Here is a 20,477-nt window from a genome sequence, read left to right on the forward strand (position 1 = left end):
GTCTCACTCTCACCGGGAAGAGCGAGGAAGCGGATGCCTGGTCCGATGCCCCTGGACGGCGTCGTCGTCGCCGACTTCAGCCGCGTGCTCGCGGGGCCGCTCGCGGCATCCACACTCGCCGACCTGGGAGCTGACGTCATCAAGGTCGAGCGCGCCGGTGCCGGCGACGACACCCGGCAGTGGGGTCCGCCGTGGACCGAGAACTCCTCGTCGTACTTCGAGTCGGCCAATCGGGGGAAGAGGTCAATCGCGCTGGACTTTGGTGATCCTGCCGATCTCGAGGTTGCACACCGGCTCGTCGAGCGCGCTGACGTGATCGTCGAGAACTTCCTTCCCGGCAGCCTCGACCGGTTCGGGCTCGATTACGAGAGTGTGCGTGCGCTCAACCCCGCCGTCGTCTATGCCTCGATCACGGGGTTCGGAAGCGATGCCGGCGCCGGCGCGGTCGGCTATGACTTCCTCGTTCAAGCTGTGGGCGGGCTCATGGACATCACCGGGCCGCCTGGCTCGCCGTCCAAAGTCGGCGTCGCGATCGTCGACGTCCTCGTCGCGAAGGATGCCACGGTCGCCATCCTCGCCGCCCTTCATGAGCGCGTCCGGAGCGGGCTCGGACAACACGTCGAGGTCGCTCTTCTCTCGAGCCTGCTCGCGGCGCTGGTGAACCAGGCCTCGGGGTTCCTCGCGACGGGCCACTCTCCGCGCTCGCTCGGTAATCGGCATCCGTCGATCGCGCCCTACGAAGCTCTCGACACCGGCGACGGCGTTCTCGCGCTCGCCGTAGGAAACGACCGGCAGTTCGCGCGGCTGTGCGAGGTTGTGGGAGCCCCCGACCTGGCGACCGATCCGCGCTTCGTCACCAACGCGCAGCGCGTTGCCCACCGGGATGAACTGGCGGCAGCACTCGAGGCGCGCCTGCAAGCCGACGCCGCGGCATCGTGGACGACGCGGCTGATGGATGCCGGGGTGCCGGCCGGCACGATCGGCAGCGTCGCCGACGGCTTCGCTCTGGCAGAGCGGCTCGGCCTTGAGCCTCGGGTGCCGGTCGAAGGCGGTACCGACCAGATTCGATCTCCGTTGCGGTTCACGCGGACACCGATCTGCGGGTACGAACGCCCGCCGCGGCTCGATGAGCACGGTGACGAGATCCGCCGGTGGCTTGCCGGCCCCGATCCGACCGGTCGCGCGAGTGACCTTCCCGAAGGAGACGCCCGTGGCACCCGTGGATGACGTCATCGACATCGCCGACATCGACGCGCTGCTCAGCGACGACGAGCGCGCCACGCGTGATGCGGTCCGCGCCTTCGTCGAGCGGCGCGTGATTCCGCACGTCGGTGACTGGTTCGAGCGGGGCGAGACCGATGATCTGCGGGGCCTCGCGAAAGACCTCGGTCAGCTCGGGGTGCTCGGCATGCACCTCGAGGGATACGGGTGCGCGGCTATGTCGGCCACCGAGTACGGCCTGGCATGCCTCGAGCTCGAGGCTGCGGACTCTGGCATCCGTTCGCTCGTCTCGGTGCAGGGGTCGCTCGCGATGTACGCGATCTGGCGTTGGGGGAGTGAGGAACAGAAGCAGCGGTGGCTTCCGGGTATGGCGGCCGGTGACCTGATCGGGTGCTTCGGTCTCACTGAACCGGATGCCGGCTCAGACCCCGCGAGCATGCGAACCCGAGCCGTCCGCGACGGCGATGATTGGGTGCTCGAGGGTCGCAAGATGTGGATCACAAATGGGTCGGTCGCGGATGTCGCTGTCGTTTGGGCGCAGACCGAGGGTGGCATCCGGGGGTTTCTGGTTCCGACTGACTCCGCGGGGTTCTCAGCGCCGCAGATCCAGCACAAGCTGTCGCTGCGCGCATCCGTGACTTCCGAACTGGTGCTGGATGCGGTGCGCCTGCCCGCGGATGCCGTGCTCCCGGAGGTCCAGGGACTTCGGGGTCCGCTCAGCTGTCTGAACGAGGCGCGATACGGTATCGCCTGGGGCGCGCTGGGTGCAGCGCGATCGGCACTGACCGCCGCCCTGACCTACGCCGCGGAACGGACGCAGTTCGGCAAGCCGATCGCGGCGTTCCAGCTCACGCAGCAGAAGCTCGTCGACAGCGTGGTCGAGTACGAAAAGGGGCTGCTGCTCGCGCTTCACCTTGGTCGCCGCAAGGATGCCGGCGAGCTCACACCGCAGCAGGTGAGCCTGGGCAAGCTCAACAATGTACGGGAGGCGCTGGAGATCTGCCGCACCGCCCGCACGATCCTCGGCGCAAACGGAATCTCCCTCGAGTACCCCGTCATCCGTCACGCCGCGAACCTCGAATCAGTGCTGACATATGAGGGCACCGTCGAGATGCACACCCTCGTGCTCGGGCAGGCGATCACGGGCATTCCCGCGTTCCGCTGAGCCGTCATACCGGGCGGGGAGCGCGGCCGCTCGGGAGCCCGTGGCGCGGGCTCGATCCGCCCTGCGCGAACGGGGGCGAAATCGGCATCCGAAGCTGGCACTCGACAGGCTAGAGTGCTAATCTGAGATCAGTTGAGTCGAGGTGACTCAACTTCTAGAACTCGGTCGGATGCCGCATCCGGCCCCGCTCATGAAGGAGACGAGATGGCAAACTATGACCCGCTCCGCGAGATGGAGCGATTCGCGAACGCACTCTTCGACGGCAACCGGCGCGGACCGCGCCAGATGCCGATGGACCTCTACCGTGACGGCGACCACTACGTCCTCTCGGCCGACCTTCCGGGCATCGACCCGGGCTCGGTCGACGTGGATGTCGACGGTCAGCTGCTGACGATCCGCGCCGAGCGCACACTGACGTCGCAGGAAGGCGTCAAGTGGATCACGCGCGAGCGTGAGGCCGGCAGCTTCCTGCGTCAGCTGAGCCTCGGTCAGGGGATCGACACCGAAGGCATCGCCGCCAGCTACGCGCACGGCGTGCTGACGGTCACGATTCCGGTGAGCCCCAAGGCCAAGCCGCGCAAGATTGACATCGCGACCGACGCGCCCTCGACGATCACGGTCGACGAGTCCCACAGTGAGATCCAGGAGGCCGGCGCCAGCGCCTGACCTGCTCTCCAGAAGCCCCCGGCCCGAGAACGGACCGGGGGCTTCTGCGTGCTCGCTCGGGCGCGAGGATGAATAGTCCCGCATCTAGGCTGGAGCGCGTGTCGACGACGACTCGTTTCCCCAAACAAGACTCTCGCAGTGAGATCACGGCTCCGGTCGAGCTCACCCTTCCCGACGGTCGCCTGAACCCCGCGGCTCTCGGCTGGGCGCGCTCCCCACTGATCCGGACCGGCGGGATTGGGCCGCGCCGGTTCTGGGGGCGCAATAAGCGCTGGGAGTACTGGAACATCATGACGCCGCGATACATCGTGGGTCTCACCGTGTCAGCCATCGACTACGCCGCGGTGCACGAGGTGTGGATCTTCAATCGCGACACCCGCGAGGCTGTCCATCGCGCGGCCACCGTGCTTCCCGCTCGCGGGGTCAGCCTGCCGCCAACGCTGGGTCAGGGTCACGCTTCTGCCCGGGCCAAGGATCTTCGGATCGAGGTCACGGAGGAGCCAGACGGCGTTCGGATGCGAGTCGAGGTCCCACGCGCATCCGTCGATGTTCTCGCCGAGAAGCCTGCGGGGCACGAAAGTCTGGCCGTCGTCGTGCCCTGGACTAAGCGGCGCTTCCAATACACGGTCAAGGATGTCGCGCGTCCCGCACGTGGCACGGTGACGGTCGACGGCACGGTGTACGACCTGCCGGCTGGCGAGTCGTGGGCGGTGCTGGACCACGGTCGCGGGCGATGGCCGTACGACATCACCTGGAACTGGGGCGCGGGATCGGGCCGCTACCAGGGCAGCGTGATCGGGATCCAGGTCGGCGGAAAGTGGACCGACGGCACCGGCGCCACCGAGAACGCGTTTTTCATTGATGGACGGATGCACAAGATTCACGAGGACCTGACCTGGGAGTACGACCAGGCAGACTTCCTGCGTCCGTGGTCAGTGCGCGGCGGCGGTCTTGACGCCCGATTCGTCCCGTTCTATGACCGTGTCGCGCGAACGAACCTCGGCATCATTGCGGCGGCGACGGATCAGTGCTTCGGCGTGTGGTCAGGGGCTTTCACGACGGCTGGCGGCGAAGTCATCCCGTTCGACGGTGTCGAGGGGTGGGCAGAACACGTCCACAACCGTTGGTAGCGGATCACGCCCGGGATCGCCTGCCGCGCCGTTTGCAGGATGAACTGGCGCCGAGGTCTAGAAGAGAGTCGAGACTCCGGGTCTCGTCCTGCGTTCGGCCCGGATGCAGGCTTCAGCAGTCTGACGCGCGGGGGCCGCGGAGCTTCGAGGTGAGCGTGCGGAGCTGTTCGAGTTCGGTGTCGCTCAGGGTTGACATCCGTTCGGCGATGGACCTGCCGTGAGCTGAGGCGACCTTGCGAAAGAGACCGGCACCCCGATCGGTCGCGGTGACCACCGCGCCGCGGCCGTCGTCCGGATCCGAGCACTTGGTCAGCAACCCCGAGGCGACCATCCTGTCGACCAGGCGCGAGACACTCGGCTGGCTGATCAGCATGTTGGATGTCACATCGCGCAGGCGCGCCGACATCCCCGGCGCGCGGGTGACGGTGAGCAGGACGTCGTACTCGCCCTGCGTCAGTTCGCCGACGATGAAGTCGCCACTGATCTCGGCGAGCACTTCGTGTTGCGCGCGGAACAGACTCTCCCAGGCGTCGATCGCCAGTCGCCGGTCCGTCATGCACACCAGAGTACGACCATGCCGGCGCCCGTAGGCTGATCACATGTCAGCTCGGATCCTGACGCGGCGGGCCGTCGGCGCCGCCGCGGCCGCCGCCCTTGCTCTCGTCGCCCTGGTCGCGTGTTCGGTGAGCGTGTCGTTCGGCGACGAGGCTGCCGCTGTGTCGACAGACGTCAACGACTTCGTCTTCGAGAGCATGGCTGCCGACTACACCCTGGGCCGTGCGGACGATGGAACCAGCACGATGACCGTCGTCGAGACATTCGTCGCGGTCTTCCCGGAGTACGACCAGAACCGCGGGATGCGCCGCATCCTGCCCGACTCGTACCTTGGTGCCCCGCTGCACCCTCAGCTCGTGTCGATCACCGACGCCGAGGGAGCCCCGCGGCCCGCCGAGGTCGAGAGCGAGGACGGGGTCTACGTCATGACCTCGCGCGCCGACGACTACGTGCATGGCGCGCAGACCTACGTCTTCACCTACACGCTCGAGAACGTCGCCCGCTTCTTCGACGACACCGGGGTGGACGAGCTCTACTGGAACGTCAATGGTGTCGACTGGGCCCAGCCCTTCGGGTCGGTCTCGGCGACGCTGCATGTGCCGGCAGAACTCGCATCCGCACTCACGGGGGCGGAGTCCTGTTACGTCGGTGCGGCAGGCGCTACCGACCAGTGCCCGATCGCCTCGACGACGGATGCCGACGGCGGCGTGACAGTCACGGCATCCGCCACCGACGTGCTGGCCTACGAGACCGTTACGATCGCCGTGGCCTTCGACGCCGACACCTTTGCGTCCTTCGACAGCTCGTACGTCGCGTCGCCGTTCGGATGGCTGCAGGCTCTCGCGTTTCTCGGCGTGATCGGTTCGTTCGTATGGGCGATCGTCTTCCGGACCAGGATGCTGCGTGACGAGCCCGGGCGGCCGACGATCATCGCCGAGTTCAACCCGCCGCCGCGGATCGACGCGCTGGAAAGCGCGGTGCTGCTGGGAAAGACGACCAAGGCGATCCCGGCTGAAGTGCTCGAACAGGCGGTCGTCGGCAGCATCCGTATCGAGGAAGCCGGTCGCAAACTGTTCGGCGGTCTGAAGCTCAAGGCGGTGCTGCTGGACCCCGCGCGCGCGGACGGTGACGGCTTCCTGCTGCTCCAGGGACTGTTCCCGCACATGACACCCGGCGAGGAGTACGAGTTCGGATCGAACGACACGCGGCTCTCTTCCGCTGCGCGCCGCATCATCAAGGCCGCCGAACGGGAACTCGACACCCGAGGACTTCGGCGTGCGGTTCCCAGCGGCTCGCGGTTCTGGCCGATGTTCGGGTCGATCGTGTTCGGCATCCTGACGATCGTGTTCGGGTTCTTCGCGCTCGGCGCGTTCGTGGACGCCACCATCCCTGTGCTCCTCATGATTCCGGCGTTCGTCATGATCTTCGTGGTCGCACTCCTCGTGTCCCGGAAGCCTCTGACCGCTGCCGGCGCCGAGACCCGCGATCATCTGAAGGGCCTGCGGATGTTCATCGAGTGGGCCGAGGCTGACCGGATCCGGATGCTGCAGTCGCCGCAGGGTGCCGAGCGGTTCGCTGTCGACGACGCCGGGGCCCGTGTGGATCCCGCGAATCCTCGTCAGATGCTGCGGATCTACGAGACCTTGTTGCCGTATGCCGTGGTCTTCGGCCAGGAGGAGGAGTGGGCAGAGCATCTCGCTGTGCTGTATGACCAGACCGGTGTTCCCGGCTGGTACGTCGGCACGGCGGGATTCAACGCAGCGGCGTTCTCCTCGGGCATCTCCACGCTCTCGACGACGACCACCTCGTCCACCTCGGGTGGTTCCAGCGGTGGCGGGAGCGCCGGCGGTGGTGGCGGCGGTGGTGGCGGCGGCGGAGTCTGATTCGCTCCGCGCCGGGGTTCAGGGCAACATGGACGAAATCCTCCGCTGATAGAGTCCGACCCACAACAGTTCATCAGCGGGCGGGCGACGTCATCCGGGTCGGGGGATGCGTCGGAAAGAGATTCCGTCTGTGACCGATCCGTCGTCGGGGCGTTCTGCCCTTGCCGCCTACCGCGCCCTGCCATCTCTCGCCGGCTGGGGCTATCTCATTGCGACGTCATTCGGACGCCTCCCGGTGTCCATGGTGCCGCTTGCCATCCTGACCCTCGCGACCTCGGCGACCGGTTCAATCGCGGTCGGAGGAGTCGCCGCCGCCGCGACGGCGCTCGGGGAAGCGGTCGGAGCCCCCGTCGGCGGCGCCCTCTCTGACCGGTGGGGTCAGCGCCGCGTCCTCATGATCGGCGTCGTCGTCAATGTCGCATCCGCCGTGGCCTTCGTCCTCACCATCGGGAACGTGCCCGACGGTGTCGCTGTCGCGCTCGCGGGATTGGCTGGTCTCTCCCTGCCGCAGGTCGGACCTCTCTCGCGGGTGCGCTGGCTCGCGATGTCGCGCGAAGACGTCTCGGCGGCGTTCGCGTTCGAGGGCGTCGTCGATGAGGTCGTCTACATCATCGGTCCGGCGCTGGTGGGGATCGTCGCGGTGGCGCTGTCCCCGCAGGTCTCGCTGCTGGCGGCGGCAGCGCTGATCGCGGTGTTCGTGACGCAGTTCGCTCTCCACCGCACCGCCGCACTGGTGCCGCGCCGCGACACGAAGCCGGATGCCGAAGCCGTAGAGGTGGCAGAACCTGGCCGCGCTCGCTGGGCGATGGCGGCCCTCGTGCTCGGAGGCATGCTCGCGATGGGCGTGTTCTTCGGGGCGAGCCAGGCGGGGCTCACGGCGTTCGCGCAGGCTCAGGGGATGCCTGATGCGGGTGCGCTCTTCTATGCCGTGATGGCAGTCGGTTCAGCGGTCACGACGTTGGCGATGGTCGCCCTCCCGCCCTCGATCGGGCCCTGGACGCGATGGATCGGCGCAGCCGTCGGCATGGCGCTCGGTGGCGTCGGCATGACCCTTGCCCCGACCGTCCCGATCGTGCTGCTGTTCGCGGTGTTCGCCGGCGCCTTCCAGGGGCCGGCGCTGCTCACGCTCTACGGCGTCGCGGGCTCCATCGTCGAGCGCGGCCGGGCGGGAGTTCTCATGACACTCACCGGCAGTGGGGTGGTGTTGGGTGTCGGCATCGGTACCGCGGCCGGTGGCGCCGGAGCCGCGACCGGGGGCGCCGCGGTCGCGTTCAGCCTTGTCGTGGCGGCATCCGTACTGCTTGCCCTGCTCGGCGCTGTCGGGCGGCGCGTGCGTCGCTGACTGAGCTGGCGCCGGGGCGTCGCGCAGGCACAAGTAAGGGCCGGTCGGAGAGGCTTCCGACCGGCCCTTGTCCCTTGCACCAAGAGTGTCCTGCAATCACATGACGGTAGCTGCCACAGCAAAACAACTACCGTGCAAGCACTCTATAACGGTGAGGTAACGGAAGGGAAGACCTCGCCGTTATCTTTTTGTGATTCATAGCTGACGCATGATTCGGTCAGGCTTCGTGGAGCTTTCGTTCAGGATCAGCGCCCAGACTCGGAAACTTGTGTGCCGTCCCGAGGCACTCTCTTTCCGGGCCCACTGGTGCTGCCCGCTTGATTCTCCGATCAGGAAGCCACTGAATTCGTGCGTCAACGCTCATCGTCAACTCCTTTCCTCTCCCGCCCTCGTGCCCGTGCTCTGACTGCAGCTGCCATGGGTGTGACCCTGCTGCTGGGCGCCTCATCGACGGCCGCATTCGCGGACACACCCGCCCCCGCGAGTGCGTCGACACTCGGCGGTGAAGCGCCCCCGCTTCCCGCATCCATCCAGACGGAGGCATCCTCTGTTCAGTCCCTGACCTCGGATGCCGAGGCGGCTCTTGCCGCCGCCGCGACGGTGGTTGCTGACGCCGATGCTCTGAACGAGGAGGTTGCGGCATCCGGGCTGACGGTCGAAGCTCCGACAGTCGTGTCGGTATCGGCGGTGGACGTGGCAACCGCCGACCTCGAGGGACTGGATCTTCTGCCGGTCGTGCTGCTGCCCTCGCTCACCTCCGCGGTGACGGATGCTGTTGCCGATGCGCAGGCGGACATCGACGCACTGCGTGAGCGACTCGCTGCTGCCGTCGCCGCCGAAGAGGCGCGCCGGGCTGCGGAGGAAGCCGCCGCCAAGGCCGCGGCTGAAGAGGCCGCGCGCGTCGCAGCCGAGGAGGCGCGCCGAGCCGCTGCCGCTGCTGCTCCGGCCGTATCCGGTCCGGTCGCTTCGACCGGTGACAACTCCCCGGGTGCGGCGCAGGCCGCTGCCCGTGACATCATGGCGTCGCAGTACGGCTGGGGTGACGGTGAGTTCTCGTGCCTCGTGTCGCTGTGGAACAAGGAGTCTGGCTGGAACTACGCCGCCTACAACGGTTCCAGCGGCGCAACCGGTATCCCGCAGGCGCTGCCGGGCAGCAAGATGGCGTCAGCCGGTGGCGACTGGGCCACTAACGCCGTCACGCAGGTGCGTTGGGGCCTTGGTTACATCGCCGGACGCTACGGCTCGCCGTGCAACGCGTGGGGTCACTCGCAGTCAGTCGGCTGGTACTGACTACGGGGCACAAGTAAGGGCCGGTCGGAGAGGCTTCCGACCGGCCCTTGTCCCTTGCACCAAGAGTGTCCTGCAATCACATGCCGGTAGCTGCCACAGCAAAACAACTACCGTGCAAGCACTCTATAACGGTGAGGTAACGGAAGGGAAGACCTCGTCGTTATCTTTTTGTGATTTCTTTCACGGGTGCGCCGGCGCTGTGCAGCCGCTCAGTAGTCCCCGCCATGGTCGGTCCTGTCCGGGCTGTCGAAACGCTGGAGCTGTACGCGCCGAGCGAGGCGGATGCTCGGCCGAATGAGCAACTGCACGCTGCCCACGATGAAGAACCACGTGCCGACTGTCGAGGTCGACTCGGACAGGAACAGGACGCTCCCGACGACGAACATCACGCCGATGAGGAAGTCATTGGCGGTGCTGAGGGTCTCGTAGCGGTTCCGGATGACGAGTTCGTCGCGTCCGAGGGGAATGTCGAGGTCGGTCGGATCTTGGCTGTTCTCGGAATCGGCCATCGCGACATGGTGCCAGACCGCCCAGCGCGGCCGCGACCCCCGTGCGCGTGCCCCGACGTATGCCCGACGGGACGTACGAGCTTGCCTAGACTGGCCCGCGCTGCCGATCGGAAGAGAGACGATGAGCATCCCGAACCTGTCCGACCACTGGTCACCGCTGTCACATCGACCCTGGCTCTCCGCCTACGCCGACGGTGTGCCCGCGGAGATCGATCCGGTCGATCAGACTCTCGTCGATCTACTCTCGGCATCCGTCTCCCGCTATCCGAAAGAGGTCGCGCTGGAGTTCTTCGGGAGGCAGACGACCTACGCCGAGCTGGGGGAGCGGGTTGAGCGGGTCGCGAACGGACTGCGCAAGCAGGGGGTCGTCGCGGGGGACCGGGTGGCGCTGGTGCTGCCGAACTGTCCGCAGCACGTCGTCGCGTTCTATGCGGTCCTGCGCCTGGGAGCCATCGTCGTGGAGCACAACCCGCTGTACACGGCTCGAGAACTGCGCCATCAGTTCGAGGTGCACGGCGCTGTCGCCGCGATCGTGTGGGACAAGGTCGCCGACACGATCGCCGAGATGCCCTCAGATGTTCGGCCGCGCACGATCGTGTCGGTACGGATGCCGGATGCGCTCCCACTCGGCAAGCGCCTTGCGTTGAAGCTCCCCGTCCCCGCTGCGCGGGAGACGCGTACTGCGATGACGGCCAGACCTACCGCGAAGAAGCTGGTGGCGTGGAAGACGCTGACGGGCACCCGTCGTCTTTCGAAGAAGGTCGCAGCGCCGACGCTCGATGACATCGCGCTGCTGCAGCTGACGAGCGGGACGACCGGAACCCCGAAAGCCGCGATCCTCAGCCATCGGAATCTGCGCGCGAACGCGGCTCAGGGCCGCGCGTGGGTGCCGGGTCTGCGCGAAGGCGCCGAAACCTTCTACGCCGTGCTCCCGCTCTTTCACGCCTACGGCCTCACGCTGTGCCTGACCTTCGCGATCTCGATCGGGGCGCGCATCGTGCTGTTCCCTCGGTTCGACGTCGACGCAGTGGTGGCTGCCGTAAAGCACTCGCCGCCGACGTTCCTTCCCGCCGTCCCGCCCGTCTACGACGCGCTGGCCCGGGCGGCGGCTCACCGAAGGATCGACCTGCGCAGCATCCGGTTCGCCATCTCGGGGGCGATGGGTCTGCCGATTCCGACAGTCACACGGTGGGAGGAGGCCAGCGACGGCCTGCTCGTCGAGGGCTACGGCATGACGGAGTCCTCGCCTGTCGCCCTGGGAAACCCCATCGGCCCCACCCGACGACCCGGCACCGTGGGCGTGCCGTTTCCGAGCACGGAGATCCGCGTGGTCGATCCCGACAACCCGACCATCGACCGCGAAATGGGGGAGGCCGGGGAGTTGCTCATCCGGGGTCCGCAGGTCTTCCAGGGCTATTGGGAGCGCCCCGAGGAGACCGCCGCGGCCCTTCTCCCGGATGGCTGGCTGCGCACGGGCGACATCGTCACGGTCGCCGAGGATGGCTTCGTCACGGTGATCGACCGCGTGAAGGAGCTCATCATCACAGGCGGCTACAACGTGAGCCCGAGCGAGGTCGAGCAGGTGCTCGTGCTGCATCCGGATGTCGAGGCTGCGGCGGTTGTCGGCATCCGGCGATCCTCGGGTGGTGAGGATGTCGTGGCGGCCGTGGTGATGCGCGAGGGCGCGCACTTCGACTCCACGGGCCTGCGCGACTTCGTCCGACCTCATCTCGCTGCCTACAAGGTCCCCAAGCGCATCGTCGAGGTCCCCGATCTTCCACGCTCGCAGATCGGCAAGGTGTTGCGTCGGTCGGTGCGCGAGAGCCTCAGCGTGCGCTGAGGTCTTGCTCTGGCAGTGCGGCGTTCCAGCGAAGACGCGGTTCGTCCTCGTCGATCTGGGTGAGCAGTGCCGCCGCATCCGAGACCGGGAACATCGTGATGATGCGACGGCCGACCGTGGGTGTCTCCACGGCGTAGGCCAGTGCGGCGGGTCCCTGCTGGTCGGTCAGCGCGATCCGCGACCTGAGTTCGCCGAATCGTTCCGTGCGGCGGAGGTTGTGGTCGAGGACACCTGTCGCGGCTGCCGTCACGCGCTCGAGGAGGGTGCTCTCACGCACCCACGGCAGGAACTCGTCGGGGGGCAGGCCGCACAGGCGCGCGAGATCGCCCGCGATCCACCGGTCGCGCTTGCGCCCGAACGGTGTCATGACTCGAGAGAGGAGATATCCGTACACGTGGAGCAGCCCCGCGTTCCCGACCGGCCAGAGGGCGTCGATCCCTGCCCGTTCGTGAAGCGCCTGGAACAGGTCGGTGGTCACGACCGGCTGGCGAAGGAACTCGTCGATCACTGACGATGTTCCCCACGCGGCGAAGCGCCCCGCCGCTGCGTCATCATCGATCGCGGCGCCGAGCCAGGAGAACTCATCCAACGTGGCACGCGGATTCTCGCCGGCGCGGGCGGATGCAGCGTCCAAGGCGTCCGACACGCCTCCAGCGTAGACGGGCACCTGCCGATGGTGGGGCCCTGGATTTCACGAGCTGTTTACCTGCTGTGGCCGCAGCGTCCACAAACCGATGCAAGTATGGACGCAACGTCCCAATCGATGTGGGCGGGGAAGCAGAGCAGTGACACCGACCATCGTCTTCGATTTCGACGGTACCCTCGCCCTCGGTGCGGGTCCGATCGTCGCCTACGCGCGTGCGATCGCCCGACGCTCCGGTGACACGGTCTTCCTCGACCTGGCGGTGTCCGCGCTCGCAGCCTTCGAAGCGGGCGACACCGATCTCTATCGCGACGGCTACGACGTCGTCGGGTCGTTGGCTGCGAAGGCTGGAATCCATGCGGGCGTCCTCAATGAGGCATACGCCGCATCGCGCGCCGCGCTCGGCTCGGCGGACGCACCCGTGATGGCACCCGAAAGGCTCGCGCCTTTCCTCGACCGAGTCGGACGCGATGCGCAGATCATTCTCGCCACCAACGCACCGAGCGACAGCATCGTGCCGTTGCTGTCCGCGTGGGGAGTCGCGGAGGCCTTCGATGCGCTGCACTTCACTGTCGGCAAGCCTGACGGGCTCCGGCCGATTCTCGCGCACGCCCTCGAAGCGGGACCCGTGCTTTCGGTCGGCGACATCGTCGAACTCGACCTGGCGCCCGCGATGGAACTCGGTGCCGACACTGCGCTCGTGGGCGCGACCGCCGCTCGCGCGAGCGCGCCGGTGACGATGCGCGGCACGACTCTCTCCGACCTCTACTCCGATATCGAATCCTGGGCCGCATCCGCGGTGTCCAGTCCCTCCCGCACCACCCCACTCGAAAGGCATCCCTGACATGCGCAAGTCCCTGATGGTCACGGGCATCGCGGCCATTGCCGCCCTTGCCCTCGCCGGCTGCTCCACCGAACCCGACTCGTCGGCGTCGGGTTCGGCCGATACGGCATGGCCCGAGGAGATCACGATCTCGCTCGTCCCCTCTGTCGAGGGCGAAGATCTGGCCGAAGCGCTGGACCCGCTCACGACGTACCTGTCCGAGAACCTCGGCATCGAGGTCAACGGCGTCGTCGCCACCGACTACTCCGCCACGGTCGAGGCGCTCGGAACCGACCAGGCGCAGGTGATCATCACCGACGCCGGCTCGCTCTACAACGCCATGGAGCGCTACGACGCCCAGCTCATCCTGCGCGACGTGCGCTTCGGGGCTACCTCGTATGCGTCGGTCGCATACACGAACAACCCCGACAAGTACTGTGCCGAAGCTCCCGAGCTGTCGACGTATGCCGCCAGCGGCATCGAGCTGTCGTACTGCAACGGAATCGAGTCGGCGGGGGAGAATGCGTCCGGCCAGGGTCCCGAGGCGCTCGACGCGTTGACGAAGATCGATGATGGCACGACAGTTGCCCTGCAGGCGGCGACGTCTCCTGCCGGCTATCAGTACCCCGTCGTGGCAATGCGCGAGGCCGGAATCGACACCGACAACGGGATCACGCAGATCCCTGTCGAAGGCAACAACAACGCCGTACTCGCGGTCTACAACGGTGACGCAGAGGTCGGCTTCGCCTACTGGGATGCCCGCACGACGGTCGCGGAGGAGGCGCCGGATGTCGCCGAGAAGGTCGTGGCCTTCGCTTACACCGACATGATTCCCAACGGCGGCGTCGCAGTCTCGTCCACGCTCCCCGCGGACCTCGTGGCCCAGCTCACCTCCCTCATGGACGGCTACGCTGACTCGTCTGACGAAGCCAAGACCGTCATGTTCGACCTGGTCGGGCTCTCGGACTGGACTGACCAGACCGCCGCCGAGCAGATCACCCGCTACGGCGAGATCCTCTCCCAGTTCCGGAACTGACCGAACCGCGAGGTTCCCGCAAGGAGTCGGTGCATGCACACTGATCCGCAGCGCGCGGAGGCCGGGGGCAACCCCTCGGCCTCCGCGCCCGCCGTCGCCTCGACCGCCACACCGTGGGCGATCAGCCTTGAAGACGTCTCGGTCGTCTACCCCAACGGCACCCGCGCCCTCAGTGGCGTGAGCCTGGAGATCGCCGCCGGTGAGATGGTGTCGATCGTCGGTCTTTCCGGCTCGGGGAAGTCCACCCTCATCCGGGCGATCAACGGTCTTGTGCCGGCGACGAGCGGAACGATCACTGTCGGCCCGTCAGTCGTGACGGGTCTGCGCGGCCGTCGGCTGCGGCAGTTGCGCGGGCACATCGGCATGATCTTCCAGGGCTTCAACCTCGCCGATCGGGCCAGCGTCTACCGCAACGTCCTTGTCGGTCGCTTCGCACACACGTCGACCTATCGCACGGTGCTCGGGCTGACCTCGGCTGTCGACCGAGAGCTCGCGCTCCAGTCGCTGGACTCCGTCGGGATGCTCGAGAAGGTGTGGACGCGGGCCGGTCAGCTCTCCGGAGGGCAGAAACAGCGCGTGGCGATCGCTCGCGCACTCACACAGCAACCGAGTGTGATGCTCGCAGATGAGCCGGTCGCGAGCCTCGACCCCCCGACAGCCCATGCCGTCATGAACGACCTCCGTCGTATCAACGTCGAGGACGGGCTGACTGTGCTCGTCAACATCCACCTCATGGACCTCGCACGCCAGTACACGACCCGCATGATCGGACTGCGCGGTGGTGAGCTCGTCTACGACGGCCTGGCGGCCGACGCCACGGATGCCGACTTCGAGCAGATCTACGGGCGCCCGATCCAGCCGGTCGATCGGCTCGACCGATGAGTCAGGTCCTCCCGCGGTACACCCTGCCACCGCGGCCTCGCAATCGCGCGCGTGTCGCCCTGATCGTGCTCGCCGTCGCGGGCTTCACAGCCCTGACCTGTATTCCTGCCATCGGCGGCATCGAGTTGGACTTCGGCGCGATCATCCGCAATTGGAGCAACGGCTCCGGCATCCTCGTCCAGTTCCTTCAACCGGACTTCTCGTTCCTGCCGCGCACGATCGGTCCGATGCTCGAGACGCTGCAGATGGCGGTGGTCGGCGCATTCCTCGCTGCGCTGGTCTCGGTTCCACTCACCCTCTGGGCGGCGGTGCCGACCAACCCGCACGCCCTCTCCCGGCGCTTCGTCCGGGCGGTGATCAACGTCGTCCGATCCGTGCCCGACCTCGTCTACGCGACGGTGCTGGTCGCGATGATCGGTGTCGGGGTTCTGCCGGGTGTCATCACCCTGTTCCTTTTCGACATCGGAATCGTCGTGAAGCTCGTCTCTGAGGCGATCGACTCCGCCGATCACCCCTACATGGAGGCTGGGCGCGCCGCCGGCGGCACCCAGGCCCAGATCAACCGAGTCACGGCCCTCCCGCAGACCTGGCCCCTGTTCGCCAATCAATGGCTCTACACCCTCGAACTGAATGTGCGCGTGTCAGCGATCCTCGGCATCGTCGGTGCCGGCGGCATCGGGCGCTTGCTCGATGAGCGTCGCGCCTTCTACGCCTACGACGACGTCTCGCTGATCGTCTTGGAGATCCTCGTCGTGGTGGTTCTCATCGAGGTGTTCTCCAACTACTTGAGAAGGCGGTTGGTGTGAGCGCGTCAGCCTCGGCACGAGCGCTCGGTCTGGAGCTGCCGCCGCATCCATCCCGCCTCGGTCCGACCATCACGGCGGTCGCTGTGGGGCTGGTCGTCCTCCTGTCTGTCGTGGGGCTTCCGATCGACTGGAGCGACGTCGGCGCGATTCCGGGCGAGCTGCTCCACTACGGCGCACTGATGTTCGCCGATCCCAACTGGGAGAAGCTTCCTCGGGCGCTGTTCGAGACGTGGCGATCGATCTCGATGGCGTGGATCGGCGCGATCCTCTGTGTTGTCATCTCGATCCCGCTCGGGATGCTGGCAGCGCGGGGTGTCGGCCCGATCTGGATCCGGATGCCGCTGAGGGGCCTGTTCGCCGTCATCCGTGCGCTCCCCGAAGTGATCATCGCGCTGCTGCTGCTCACGATCACGGGACTCACGCCTTTCACTGGTGCACTCGCGCTTGGAATCGCGGGCATCGGCACGCAGGGGAAATGGGTCTACGAAACGATCGAGTCGGTCGAGGAGGGCGCATCCGAAGCCGTGCGGGCCGCAGGTGGTGGCACGGCAGAAGTCACCCGATGGGCGCTGTGGCCCGCCGCTGCCCCCGCGCTGATGTCGTTCGCGCTGTACCGTTTCGAGATCAACATCCGTACCTCGGCGGTGCTGGGGCTCGTAGGTGCAGGCGGGATCGGCAGCATGCTCGCCAACTACACCAACTTCCGGCAATGGGATACCGTCGGAATGCTGCTGATCGTGGTGGTCGTCGCGACGATGACCATCGATGCGATCTCGGGGGCGATACGCCGCCGGATCACGCAGGGCGCCCGGGTGCGCGGGACCAGACGATCCTCGAAAGGACGCCAGGATGTGGTCGGGATCCGCTGAGACGCCGCCGACGATGCGTATCGCGATGCTCGCTCCGTCGCTGCAGCCGACTGAACGACGTGTCGCCGAGTCCATTGCAGCTGACATCGAGTCGGCGATCGAGCGCACCGCACAGGAAGTCGCCGACATCGTCGGCGTCGGGCGAGCGAGCGTCATCCGCACGGCGCAGTCGCTCGGCTATGAGGGGTACCCGCAGCTGCGCGTCGCCCTCGCGCGTGAGGTTTCCCTCACCGGCGCAGACGTCACCGAGACGGATGGGACGATGCTCGGCGCCCTTCGGGGAGCCGTCGACCGGTTCGCATCGCGACTTGGCCACACCGTCTCTGCGCTCACGGAGGAAGGCCTCGACGCGTTCGTGCGCGATATCGACGATGCGCAGCGCCTGCTCGTTGCGGCGAACGGGCTGTCCTCACCGCTCGGGATCGACCTCGCGATGCGCCTGACCTCTGCGGGTAGGCCGGCCGAGTACATGCCCGACACCCTGGGGCAGCAGATCGCCGCGGGGCATCTCGGCCCGGGGTCGGCGTGCCTGGTCGTGTCCGGGTCGGGAGCGAACCGGGCATCGCTCGATGTCGTCACCCAAGCACGTGCGAGCGGCGCGAGGGTCCTCGCGATCACCTCGTTTCCCCGCTCACCCGTCGCGGAAGCCGCGGATGTCTCACTCATCGTCGCCCCGGTCAACGACTCATTCCACGACGAGCTCGTCCACACCTCCCGTGCCGCGCTCATGCTCGTGACCGAGTCCGTCGTGGGGCTGCTGGTCGCGCGCCGAGGTGAGAGCGCGCGTGCCGCGCAGGCCGCGACCCTCTCCGTTCTCAGTCGTTCGCTGTCAGAGTAGCGAGCCGGCGGCTGCGAGGCCGGCGGCCGCGTAACGCGAGTGAAACGAGCCCCGCGTATCGTGACGCGCAACGCTCATGAAAGCGAAAGCCCGCGTCCGGCGGGTGAATGGAAAGCGTGAAGCGGCTCGAGAAGGAGTTGCTATGACATTCCAGGTCCCCCTTGTGGACATCACCGCGTACGTGGCAGACGGGACGCCCGCCGCGAAGGCGGAGGTTGCCCGCCGCGTCGACGACGCCTGCCGCACTGTCGGATTCATCCAGATCACCGGGCACGGTATCCCGGATGCCGTCATCCGCGGGCTCACCGAGGCGATGGATGCCTTCTTCGCGCTCGACCTCGAGACGAAGAAGTCCTACCGCACGCCGCCGCAGATCAACCGCGGATATAGCCCGCCGAAGTCGGAGTCTCTGAGTCTCAGCCTCGGCGTGGAACAGGCGAGCCGCATGAACGATTTCTTCGAGGCGTTCAACATCGGGGCATCCGCTGCAACCTACCCACACATGGCGCAACTCCCGCAGCCCGACTATGCCGAGAATCTCTGGCCCGCGGTCGAGGGCTTCCAGACGCAGGTGGAGGCCTACTTCGCCGAAGCGGCCCGCGTCGCCCGCGTCATGACGCGGATCTTCGCCGACGCGCTGGGGCTTGACCCGGAGTTCTTCGCCTCCCGTACCGATCACTCGCTCGACGTCATGCGCATGAACAACTATGCGCTCCCGCCCGGGACCGATGTGACCCTCGACGGCGACCTGATCGGCATGGGCGAGCACACCGACTACGGAATCGTGACCATCCTCTGGGCCGATCAGGTGAAGGGTCTGCAGGTGCTCGGCGCTGACGGGTCGTGGAACGACGTGGCGCCGGCCGATGACGCGCTCCTCATCAATCTCGGCGACATCACCGCCCGCTGGACCAATGAGCGGTGGACCTCGACTCTGCATCGTGTGAAGCCTCCCGTGATCAACGGCACGATCGAACGGCGCCGGTCGGCGGCCTTCTTCCACGACGGGAACGTCGACGCCATGATCGAGACGCTGGCCGCGTGCGTCGATGCCGAGCACCCCGATCTGTACGAGCCGGTCACCGTCGGTGAGCACATCGCCGCGAAGCTCGCCGGGTCCCGCGCGGGCGTGCGCAACGCGTCGGCGACGCGGGAGTCCGCGCGCGTGCTTGCCAGCCGGCGCTACTGAGATTCTGGGCGTTCGAGGCGCCCATCGAGACCGTCGAGTAGCAGCATCAGACCGAAGTCGAAACCGGACCCCTGGTCGGCGGCGTGCAGGCTGACGTGCTCGATGAGATGTGTGTGCCCGACCTGCTCGAGGTAGGCGATGGCGGCGTCGCGTTGTTCCCGTTCGGCGGTGGCATCCGTCGGAGCGAAGTCGAGGGCCTGGATGACGTACCCCTGGATGTATGCCTCGAGGACGTGATGGGCGTGGAAGGCCTGCTCGGGTGTGAAGCCCGCGCGCCGCAGGTGCCCGAGTGAGGCGTCGATGTAGGCCATCCGTGCCGGCCCGCCGCTGGTCGCACGGATACGGTTCGCCCACGGGTGACGCAGTAGCGTCGTGAACGCCGATCGGGCGGTTCGGCGCACCGCTTTGCGCCAGTCGCGCGTCTCACCGGTCAGGGTGACCTCGGCCCAGACGAGATCGACGATCCCGTCGATGACGGCTTGCTTGGACGGCAGGTGATGGTAGATCGACATCGCCTCCACGCCGAGGCGGGCACCCAGGGCCCGCATCGTCAGTGCGTCCAGGCCTTCTGTGTCGACGAGCTCGAGCGCAGCGGAAAGGATGCTGTCGCGAGTCAGTGGTCGACGGGTCGTGTCAGGCGCATCGTCGGGCATCGACATCTGGCGACCTCCCCGGCGACTTGACGAGCTTACGGTGTAAGACTAGCCTCGCGGATAGCCATACAACGTAAGGCCGTCCGTTGCGACCTAGGAGGATCACCATGCGCGCCATTCGTCGCTCTCGCTATGGCGGGCCGGAGACGCTCGAGGTCGTGGACGTCGACCCTGAACCGCTGGAACCGGGGCGAGTCAGGCTGCGAGTGACCGCCGCGTCGCTGAACCCCTTCGAATGGCATCACATGCGCGGCCTGCCGTGGCTCATGCGTCCCACGTCTGGCTGGCGCTCTCCGCGCAACCCGGGACTCGGAGTGGATGTGGCAGGTGTCGTCACAGAGGTGGGCGGCGAGGTCGTGGACCTGACCGTAGGGGATGCGGTGTTCGGCGTCGCGCGCAACTCGCTGGCGGAATCGGCGACGGCGCGGGCCGAGTACCTCGTGCCGATCCCGGAGGATGTGGAGCCCGCGCATGCCGCCGCGGTGCCGCTTGCCGGGCTGACAGCGTTGCAGGCGCTCCGCGATCGGGGACGCATGGCGGCGGGTTCCCGCGTGCTGATCCTCGGTGCGGCGGGCGGCGTGGGGCACTACGCCGTGCAGATAGCCCGCGCCCTCGGCGCCGGTCGGGTCGTGGCGAGTTGCAGTGGCCGAAACGCGTCGTGGGTTGCGGACCTCGGGGCGGACCGCATCCTGGACTACACGCGGGGAGAGGTCGAAGACCTGGATGAGCGGTTCGACGTCATCGTCGATATCGCTGGGGGCACACGCATCGGGTACCTGCGGAGCCTGCTCGCGTCGGGCGGGTCGCTGGTGCTCGTGGGAGGTCCGGGCGAGGGCCGGCTCCTGGGCCCTGCGACACGGATCTTCGGGGGGTTGATCGCGAGTCGATTCCGCCGGGAGCGGGTCGTCGGGGTGAACGCGACGTGGTCAGGAGCCGATCTCGCCCTTCTTGCGTCGATGCTGGGCAACGGTAGCGTGCGTAGCGTCATCCATCGAGAGGTCGGTCTCGCCGACGCGCCCGCGGCGATTGCGGAGCTCGAGGACGGGCACGTTCCCGGCAAGTTGATCGTGCGCATGTAGCGACCTCGGTCCGCCGGGGACTTTCGACCCTCGCTGTGGCCTGACCACATGGCTATCG

The 20,477-nt window shown here is 67.3% G+C and carries 20 protein-coding genes; 16 read left to right on the forward strand and 4 right to left on the reverse strand.

The window, feature by feature from the left end; genetic code table 11:
* Positions 1 to 33: 33 nt before the first annotated feature.
* From B4F19_RS11225 to B4F19_RS11240, 4 genes are all read left to right on the forward strand, one after another.
* A complete protein-coding gene (locus B4F19_RS11225; protein WP_292734994.1) occupies positions 34 to 1,227 on the forward strand; it encodes a CaiB/BaiF CoA transferase family protein in 1,194 nt (397 codons plus the stop codon).
* Positions 1,211 to 2,386, forward strand: coding sequence for an acyl-CoA dehydrogenase family protein (locus B4F19_RS11230; RefSeq protein WP_292734996.1), 1,176 nt, complete (start codon positions 1,211 to 1,213; stop codon positions 2,384 to 2,386). Before B4F19_RS11225 ends, B4F19_RS11230 begins: the two co-directional genes overlap by 17 nt.
* Before the next feature lie 204 nt (positions 2,387 to 2,590).
* Positions 2,591 to 3,052: an Hsp20/alpha crystallin family protein gene (locus B4F19_RS11235; protein ID WP_228178450.1), complete on the forward strand. Its 462-nt coding sequence runs from the start codon at positions 2,591 to 2,593 to the stop codon at positions 3,050 to 3,052.
* A 98-nt stretch (positions 3,053 to 3,150) separates the two neighbouring features.
* Complete coding sequence (locus tag B4F19_RS11240) at positions 3,151 to 4,182, forward strand: DUF2804 domain-containing protein (protein ID WP_292735000.1); 1,032 nt, start codon at positions 3,151 to 3,153, stop codon at positions 4,180 to 4,182.
* 112 nt (positions 4,183 to 4,294) lie between these two features.
* Here the strand turns inward: B4F19_RS11240 and B4F19_RS11245 are convergent, their stop codons facing one another.
* Positions 4,295 to 4,738, reverse strand: a complete 444-nt coding sequence (locus B4F19_RS11245) for a MarR family winged helix-turn-helix transcriptional regulator (RefSeq protein ID WP_228178452.1) — start codon at positions 4,736 to 4,738, stop codon at positions 4,295 to 4,297.
* 43 nt (positions 4,739 to 4,781) lie between these two features.
* On the opposite strand from B4F19_RS11245, the gene B4F19_RS11250 reads away from it, so the two are divergent.
* The 3 genes from B4F19_RS11250 to B4F19_RS11260 all read left to right on the forward strand — a co-directional run bounded on the left by B4F19_RS11250 (position 4,782) and on the right by B4F19_RS11260 (position 9,252).
* The gene (locus tag B4F19_RS11250; RefSeq protein ID WP_292735002.1) at positions 4,782 to 6,620 is read left to right on the forward strand and encodes a DUF2207 domain-containing protein; all 1,839 of its coding nucleotides are present in this window, start codon (positions 4,782 to 4,784) and stop codon (positions 6,618 to 6,620) included.
* Between the two features lie 130 nt (positions 6,621 to 6,750).
* The gene (locus tag B4F19_RS11255; protein ID WP_292735005.1) at positions 6,751 to 7,962 is read left to right on the forward strand and encodes an MFS transporter; all 1,212 of its coding nucleotides are present in this window, start codon (positions 6,751 to 6,753) and stop codon (positions 7,960 to 7,962) included.
* A gap of 417 nt (positions 7,963 to 8,379) precedes the next feature.
* Positions 8,380 to 9,252 carry a hypothetical protein gene (locus tag B4F19_RS11260; RefSeq protein WP_228178455.1) on the forward strand — a complete coding sequence of 291 codons (873 nt, stop codon included), beginning with the start codon at positions 8,380 to 8,382 and terminating at the stop codon, positions 9,250 to 9,252.
* A gap of 209 nt (positions 9,253 to 9,461) precedes the next feature.
* Here B4F19_RS11260 and B4F19_RS11265 read toward each other — a convergent pair whose 3' ends face one another.
* Positions 9,462 to 9,761, reverse strand: a complete 300-nt coding sequence (locus B4F19_RS11265; protein WP_228179515.1) for a YrhK family protein — start codon at positions 9,759 to 9,761, stop codon at positions 9,462 to 9,464.
* 121 nt (positions 9,762 to 9,882) lie between these two features.
* Here B4F19_RS11265 and B4F19_RS11270 point away from each other — a divergent pair, with 121 nt between their 5' ends.
* A complete protein-coding gene (locus B4F19_RS11270; protein WP_228179516.1) occupies positions 9,883 to 11,601 on the forward strand; it encodes a long-chain-fatty-acid--CoA ligase in 1,719 nt (572 codons plus the stop codon).
* On the opposite strand, the gene B4F19_RS11275 is transcribed toward B4F19_RS11270, so the two are convergent.
* Entirely contained in the window at positions 11,588 to 12,247 is a 660-nt protein-coding gene (locus B4F19_RS11275) for an amino acid deaminase (RefSeq protein ID WP_228179517.1), read from the reverse strand. The genes B4F19_RS11270 and B4F19_RS11275 overlap by 14 nt on opposite strands.
* 139 nt (positions 12,248 to 12,386) lie before the next feature.
* On the opposite strand from B4F19_RS11275, the gene B4F19_RS11280 reads away from it, so the two are divergent.
* The 7 genes from B4F19_RS11280 to B4F19_RS11310 all read left to right on the forward strand — a co-directional run bounded on the left by B4F19_RS11280 (position 12,387) and on the right by B4F19_RS11310 (position 18,687).
* Positions 12,387 to 13,088: an HAD family hydrolase gene (locus B4F19_RS11280; protein ID WP_228179518.1), complete on the forward strand. Its 702-nt coding sequence runs from the start codon at positions 12,387 to 12,389 to the stop codon at positions 13,086 to 13,088.
* A gap of 1 nt (position 13,089) precedes the next feature.
* A complete protein-coding gene (gene phnD, locus B4F19_RS11285) occupies positions 13,090 to 14,103 on the forward strand; it encodes a phosphate/phosphite/phosphonate ABC transporter substrate-binding protein (protein WP_228179519.1) in 1,014 nt (337 codons plus the stop codon).
* A 33-nt stretch (positions 14,104 to 14,136) separates the two neighbouring features.
* Positions 14,137 to 14,985 carry a phosphonate ABC transporter ATP-binding protein gene (gene phnC / locus B4F19_RS11290; RefSeq protein WP_228179520.1) on the forward strand — a complete coding sequence of 283 codons (849 nt, stop codon included), beginning with the start codon at positions 14,137 to 14,139 and terminating at the stop codon, positions 14,983 to 14,985.
* Positions 14,982 to 15,791, forward strand: coding sequence for a phosphonate ABC transporter, permease protein PhnE (gene phnE, locus B4F19_RS11295; protein ID WP_228179521.1), 810 nt, complete (start codon positions 14,982 to 14,984; stop codon positions 15,789 to 15,791). Before phnC ends, phnE (B4F19_RS11295) begins: the two co-directional genes overlap by 4 nt.
* Positions 15,788 to 16,660, forward strand: a complete 873-nt coding sequence (gene phnE / locus B4F19_RS11300; RefSeq protein ID WP_228179522.1) for a phosphonate ABC transporter, permease protein PhnE — start codon at positions 15,788 to 15,790, stop codon at positions 16,658 to 16,660. Before phnE (B4F19_RS11295) ends, phnE (B4F19_RS11300) begins: the two co-directional genes overlap by 4 nt.
* Entirely contained in the window at positions 16,641 to 17,498 is an 858-nt protein-coding gene (locus B4F19_RS11305; protein ID WP_228179523.1) for a MurR/RpiR family transcriptional regulator, read from the forward strand. The genes phnE (B4F19_RS11300) and B4F19_RS11305 overlap by 20 nt, the downstream gene beginning before the upstream one ends.
* 142 nt (positions 17,499 to 17,640) lie before the next feature.
* Complete coding sequence (locus B4F19_RS11310) at positions 17,641 to 18,687, forward strand: isopenicillin N synthase family dioxygenase (protein ID WP_228179524.1); 1,047 nt, start codon at positions 17,641 to 17,643, stop codon at positions 18,685 to 18,687.
* Here B4F19_RS11310 and B4F19_RS11315 read toward each other — a convergent pair.
* Positions 18,681 to 19,346 (reverse strand): TetR/AcrR family transcriptional regulator, encoded by a 666-nt coding sequence (locus B4F19_RS11315; protein WP_228179525.1) that lies wholly within the window; start codon positions 19,344 to 19,346, stop codon positions 18,681 to 18,683. The genes B4F19_RS11310 and B4F19_RS11315 overlap by 7 nt on opposite strands.
* A gap of 101 nt (positions 19,347 to 19,447) precedes the next feature.
* On the opposite strand from B4F19_RS11315, the gene B4F19_RS11320 reads away from it, so the two are divergent.
* A complete protein-coding gene (locus B4F19_RS11320) occupies positions 19,448 to 20,419 on the forward strand; it encodes an NAD(P)-dependent alcohol dehydrogenase (protein ID WP_228179526.1) in 972 nt (323 codons plus the stop codon).
* Positions 20,420 to 20,477 lie beyond the last annotated feature (58 nt).

Source organism: Microbacterium sp. UBA1097 (assembly GCF_002313585.1).
Taxonomy (GTDB): domain Bacteria; phylum Actinomycetota; class Actinomycetes; order Actinomycetales; family Microbacteriaceae; genus Microbacterium.

Coding starts and splice junctions, on each gene's coding strand:
- B4F19_RS11225 (WP_292734994.1), top strand. CDS start 34: ATGCCTGGTCCGATGCCCCTGGACGGCGTCGTCGTCGCCGACTTCAGC.
- B4F19_RS11235 (WP_228178450.1), top strand. CDS start 2,591: ATGGCAAACTATGACCCGCTCCGCGAGATGGAGCGATTCGCGAACGCA.
- B4F19_RS11245 (WP_228178452.1), bottom strand. CDS start 4,738: ATGACGGACCGGCGACTGGCGATCGACGCCTGGGAGAGTCTGTTCCGC.
- B4F19_RS11250 (WP_292735002.1), top strand. CDS start 4,782: ATGTCAGCTCGGATCCTGACGCGGCGGGCCGTCGGCGCCGCCGCGGCC.
- B4F19_RS11260 (WP_228178455.1), top strand. CDS start 8,380: ATGGGTGTGACCCTGCTGCTGGGCGCCTCATCGACGGCCGCATTCGCG.
- B4F19_RS11265 (WP_228179515.1), bottom strand. CDS start 9,761: ATGGCCGATTCCGAGAACAGCCAAGATCCGACCGACCTCGACATTCCC.
- B4F19_RS11270 (WP_228179516.1), top strand. CDS start 9,883: ATGAGCATCCCGAACCTGTCCGACCACTGGTCACCGCTGTCACATCGA.
- phnD (WP_228179519.1), top strand. CDS start 13,090: ATGCGCAAGTCCCTGATGGTCACGGGCATCGCGGCCATTGCCGCCCTT.
- phnC (WP_228179520.1), top strand. CDS start 14,137: ATGCACACTGATCCGCAGCGCGCGGAGGCCGGGGGCAACCCCTCGGCC.
- phnE (WP_228179521.1), top strand. CDS start 14,982: ATGAGTCAGGTCCTCCCGCGGTACACCCTGCCACCGCGGCCTCGCAAT.
- B4F19_RS11305 (WP_228179523.1), top strand. CDS start 16,641: ATGTGGTCGGGATCCGCTGAGACGCCGCCGACGATGCGTATCGCGATG.
- B4F19_RS11310 (WP_228179524.1), top strand. CDS start 17,641: ATGACATTCCAGGTCCCCCTTGTGGACATCACCGCGTACGTGGCAGAC.
- B4F19_RS11315 (WP_228179525.1), bottom strand. CDS start 19,346: ATGTCGATGCCCGACGATGCGCCTGACACGACCCGTCGACCACTGACT.
- B4F19_RS11320 (WP_228179526.1), top strand. CDS start 19,448: ATGCGCGCCATTCGTCGCTCTCGCTATGGCGGGCCGGAGACGCTCGAG.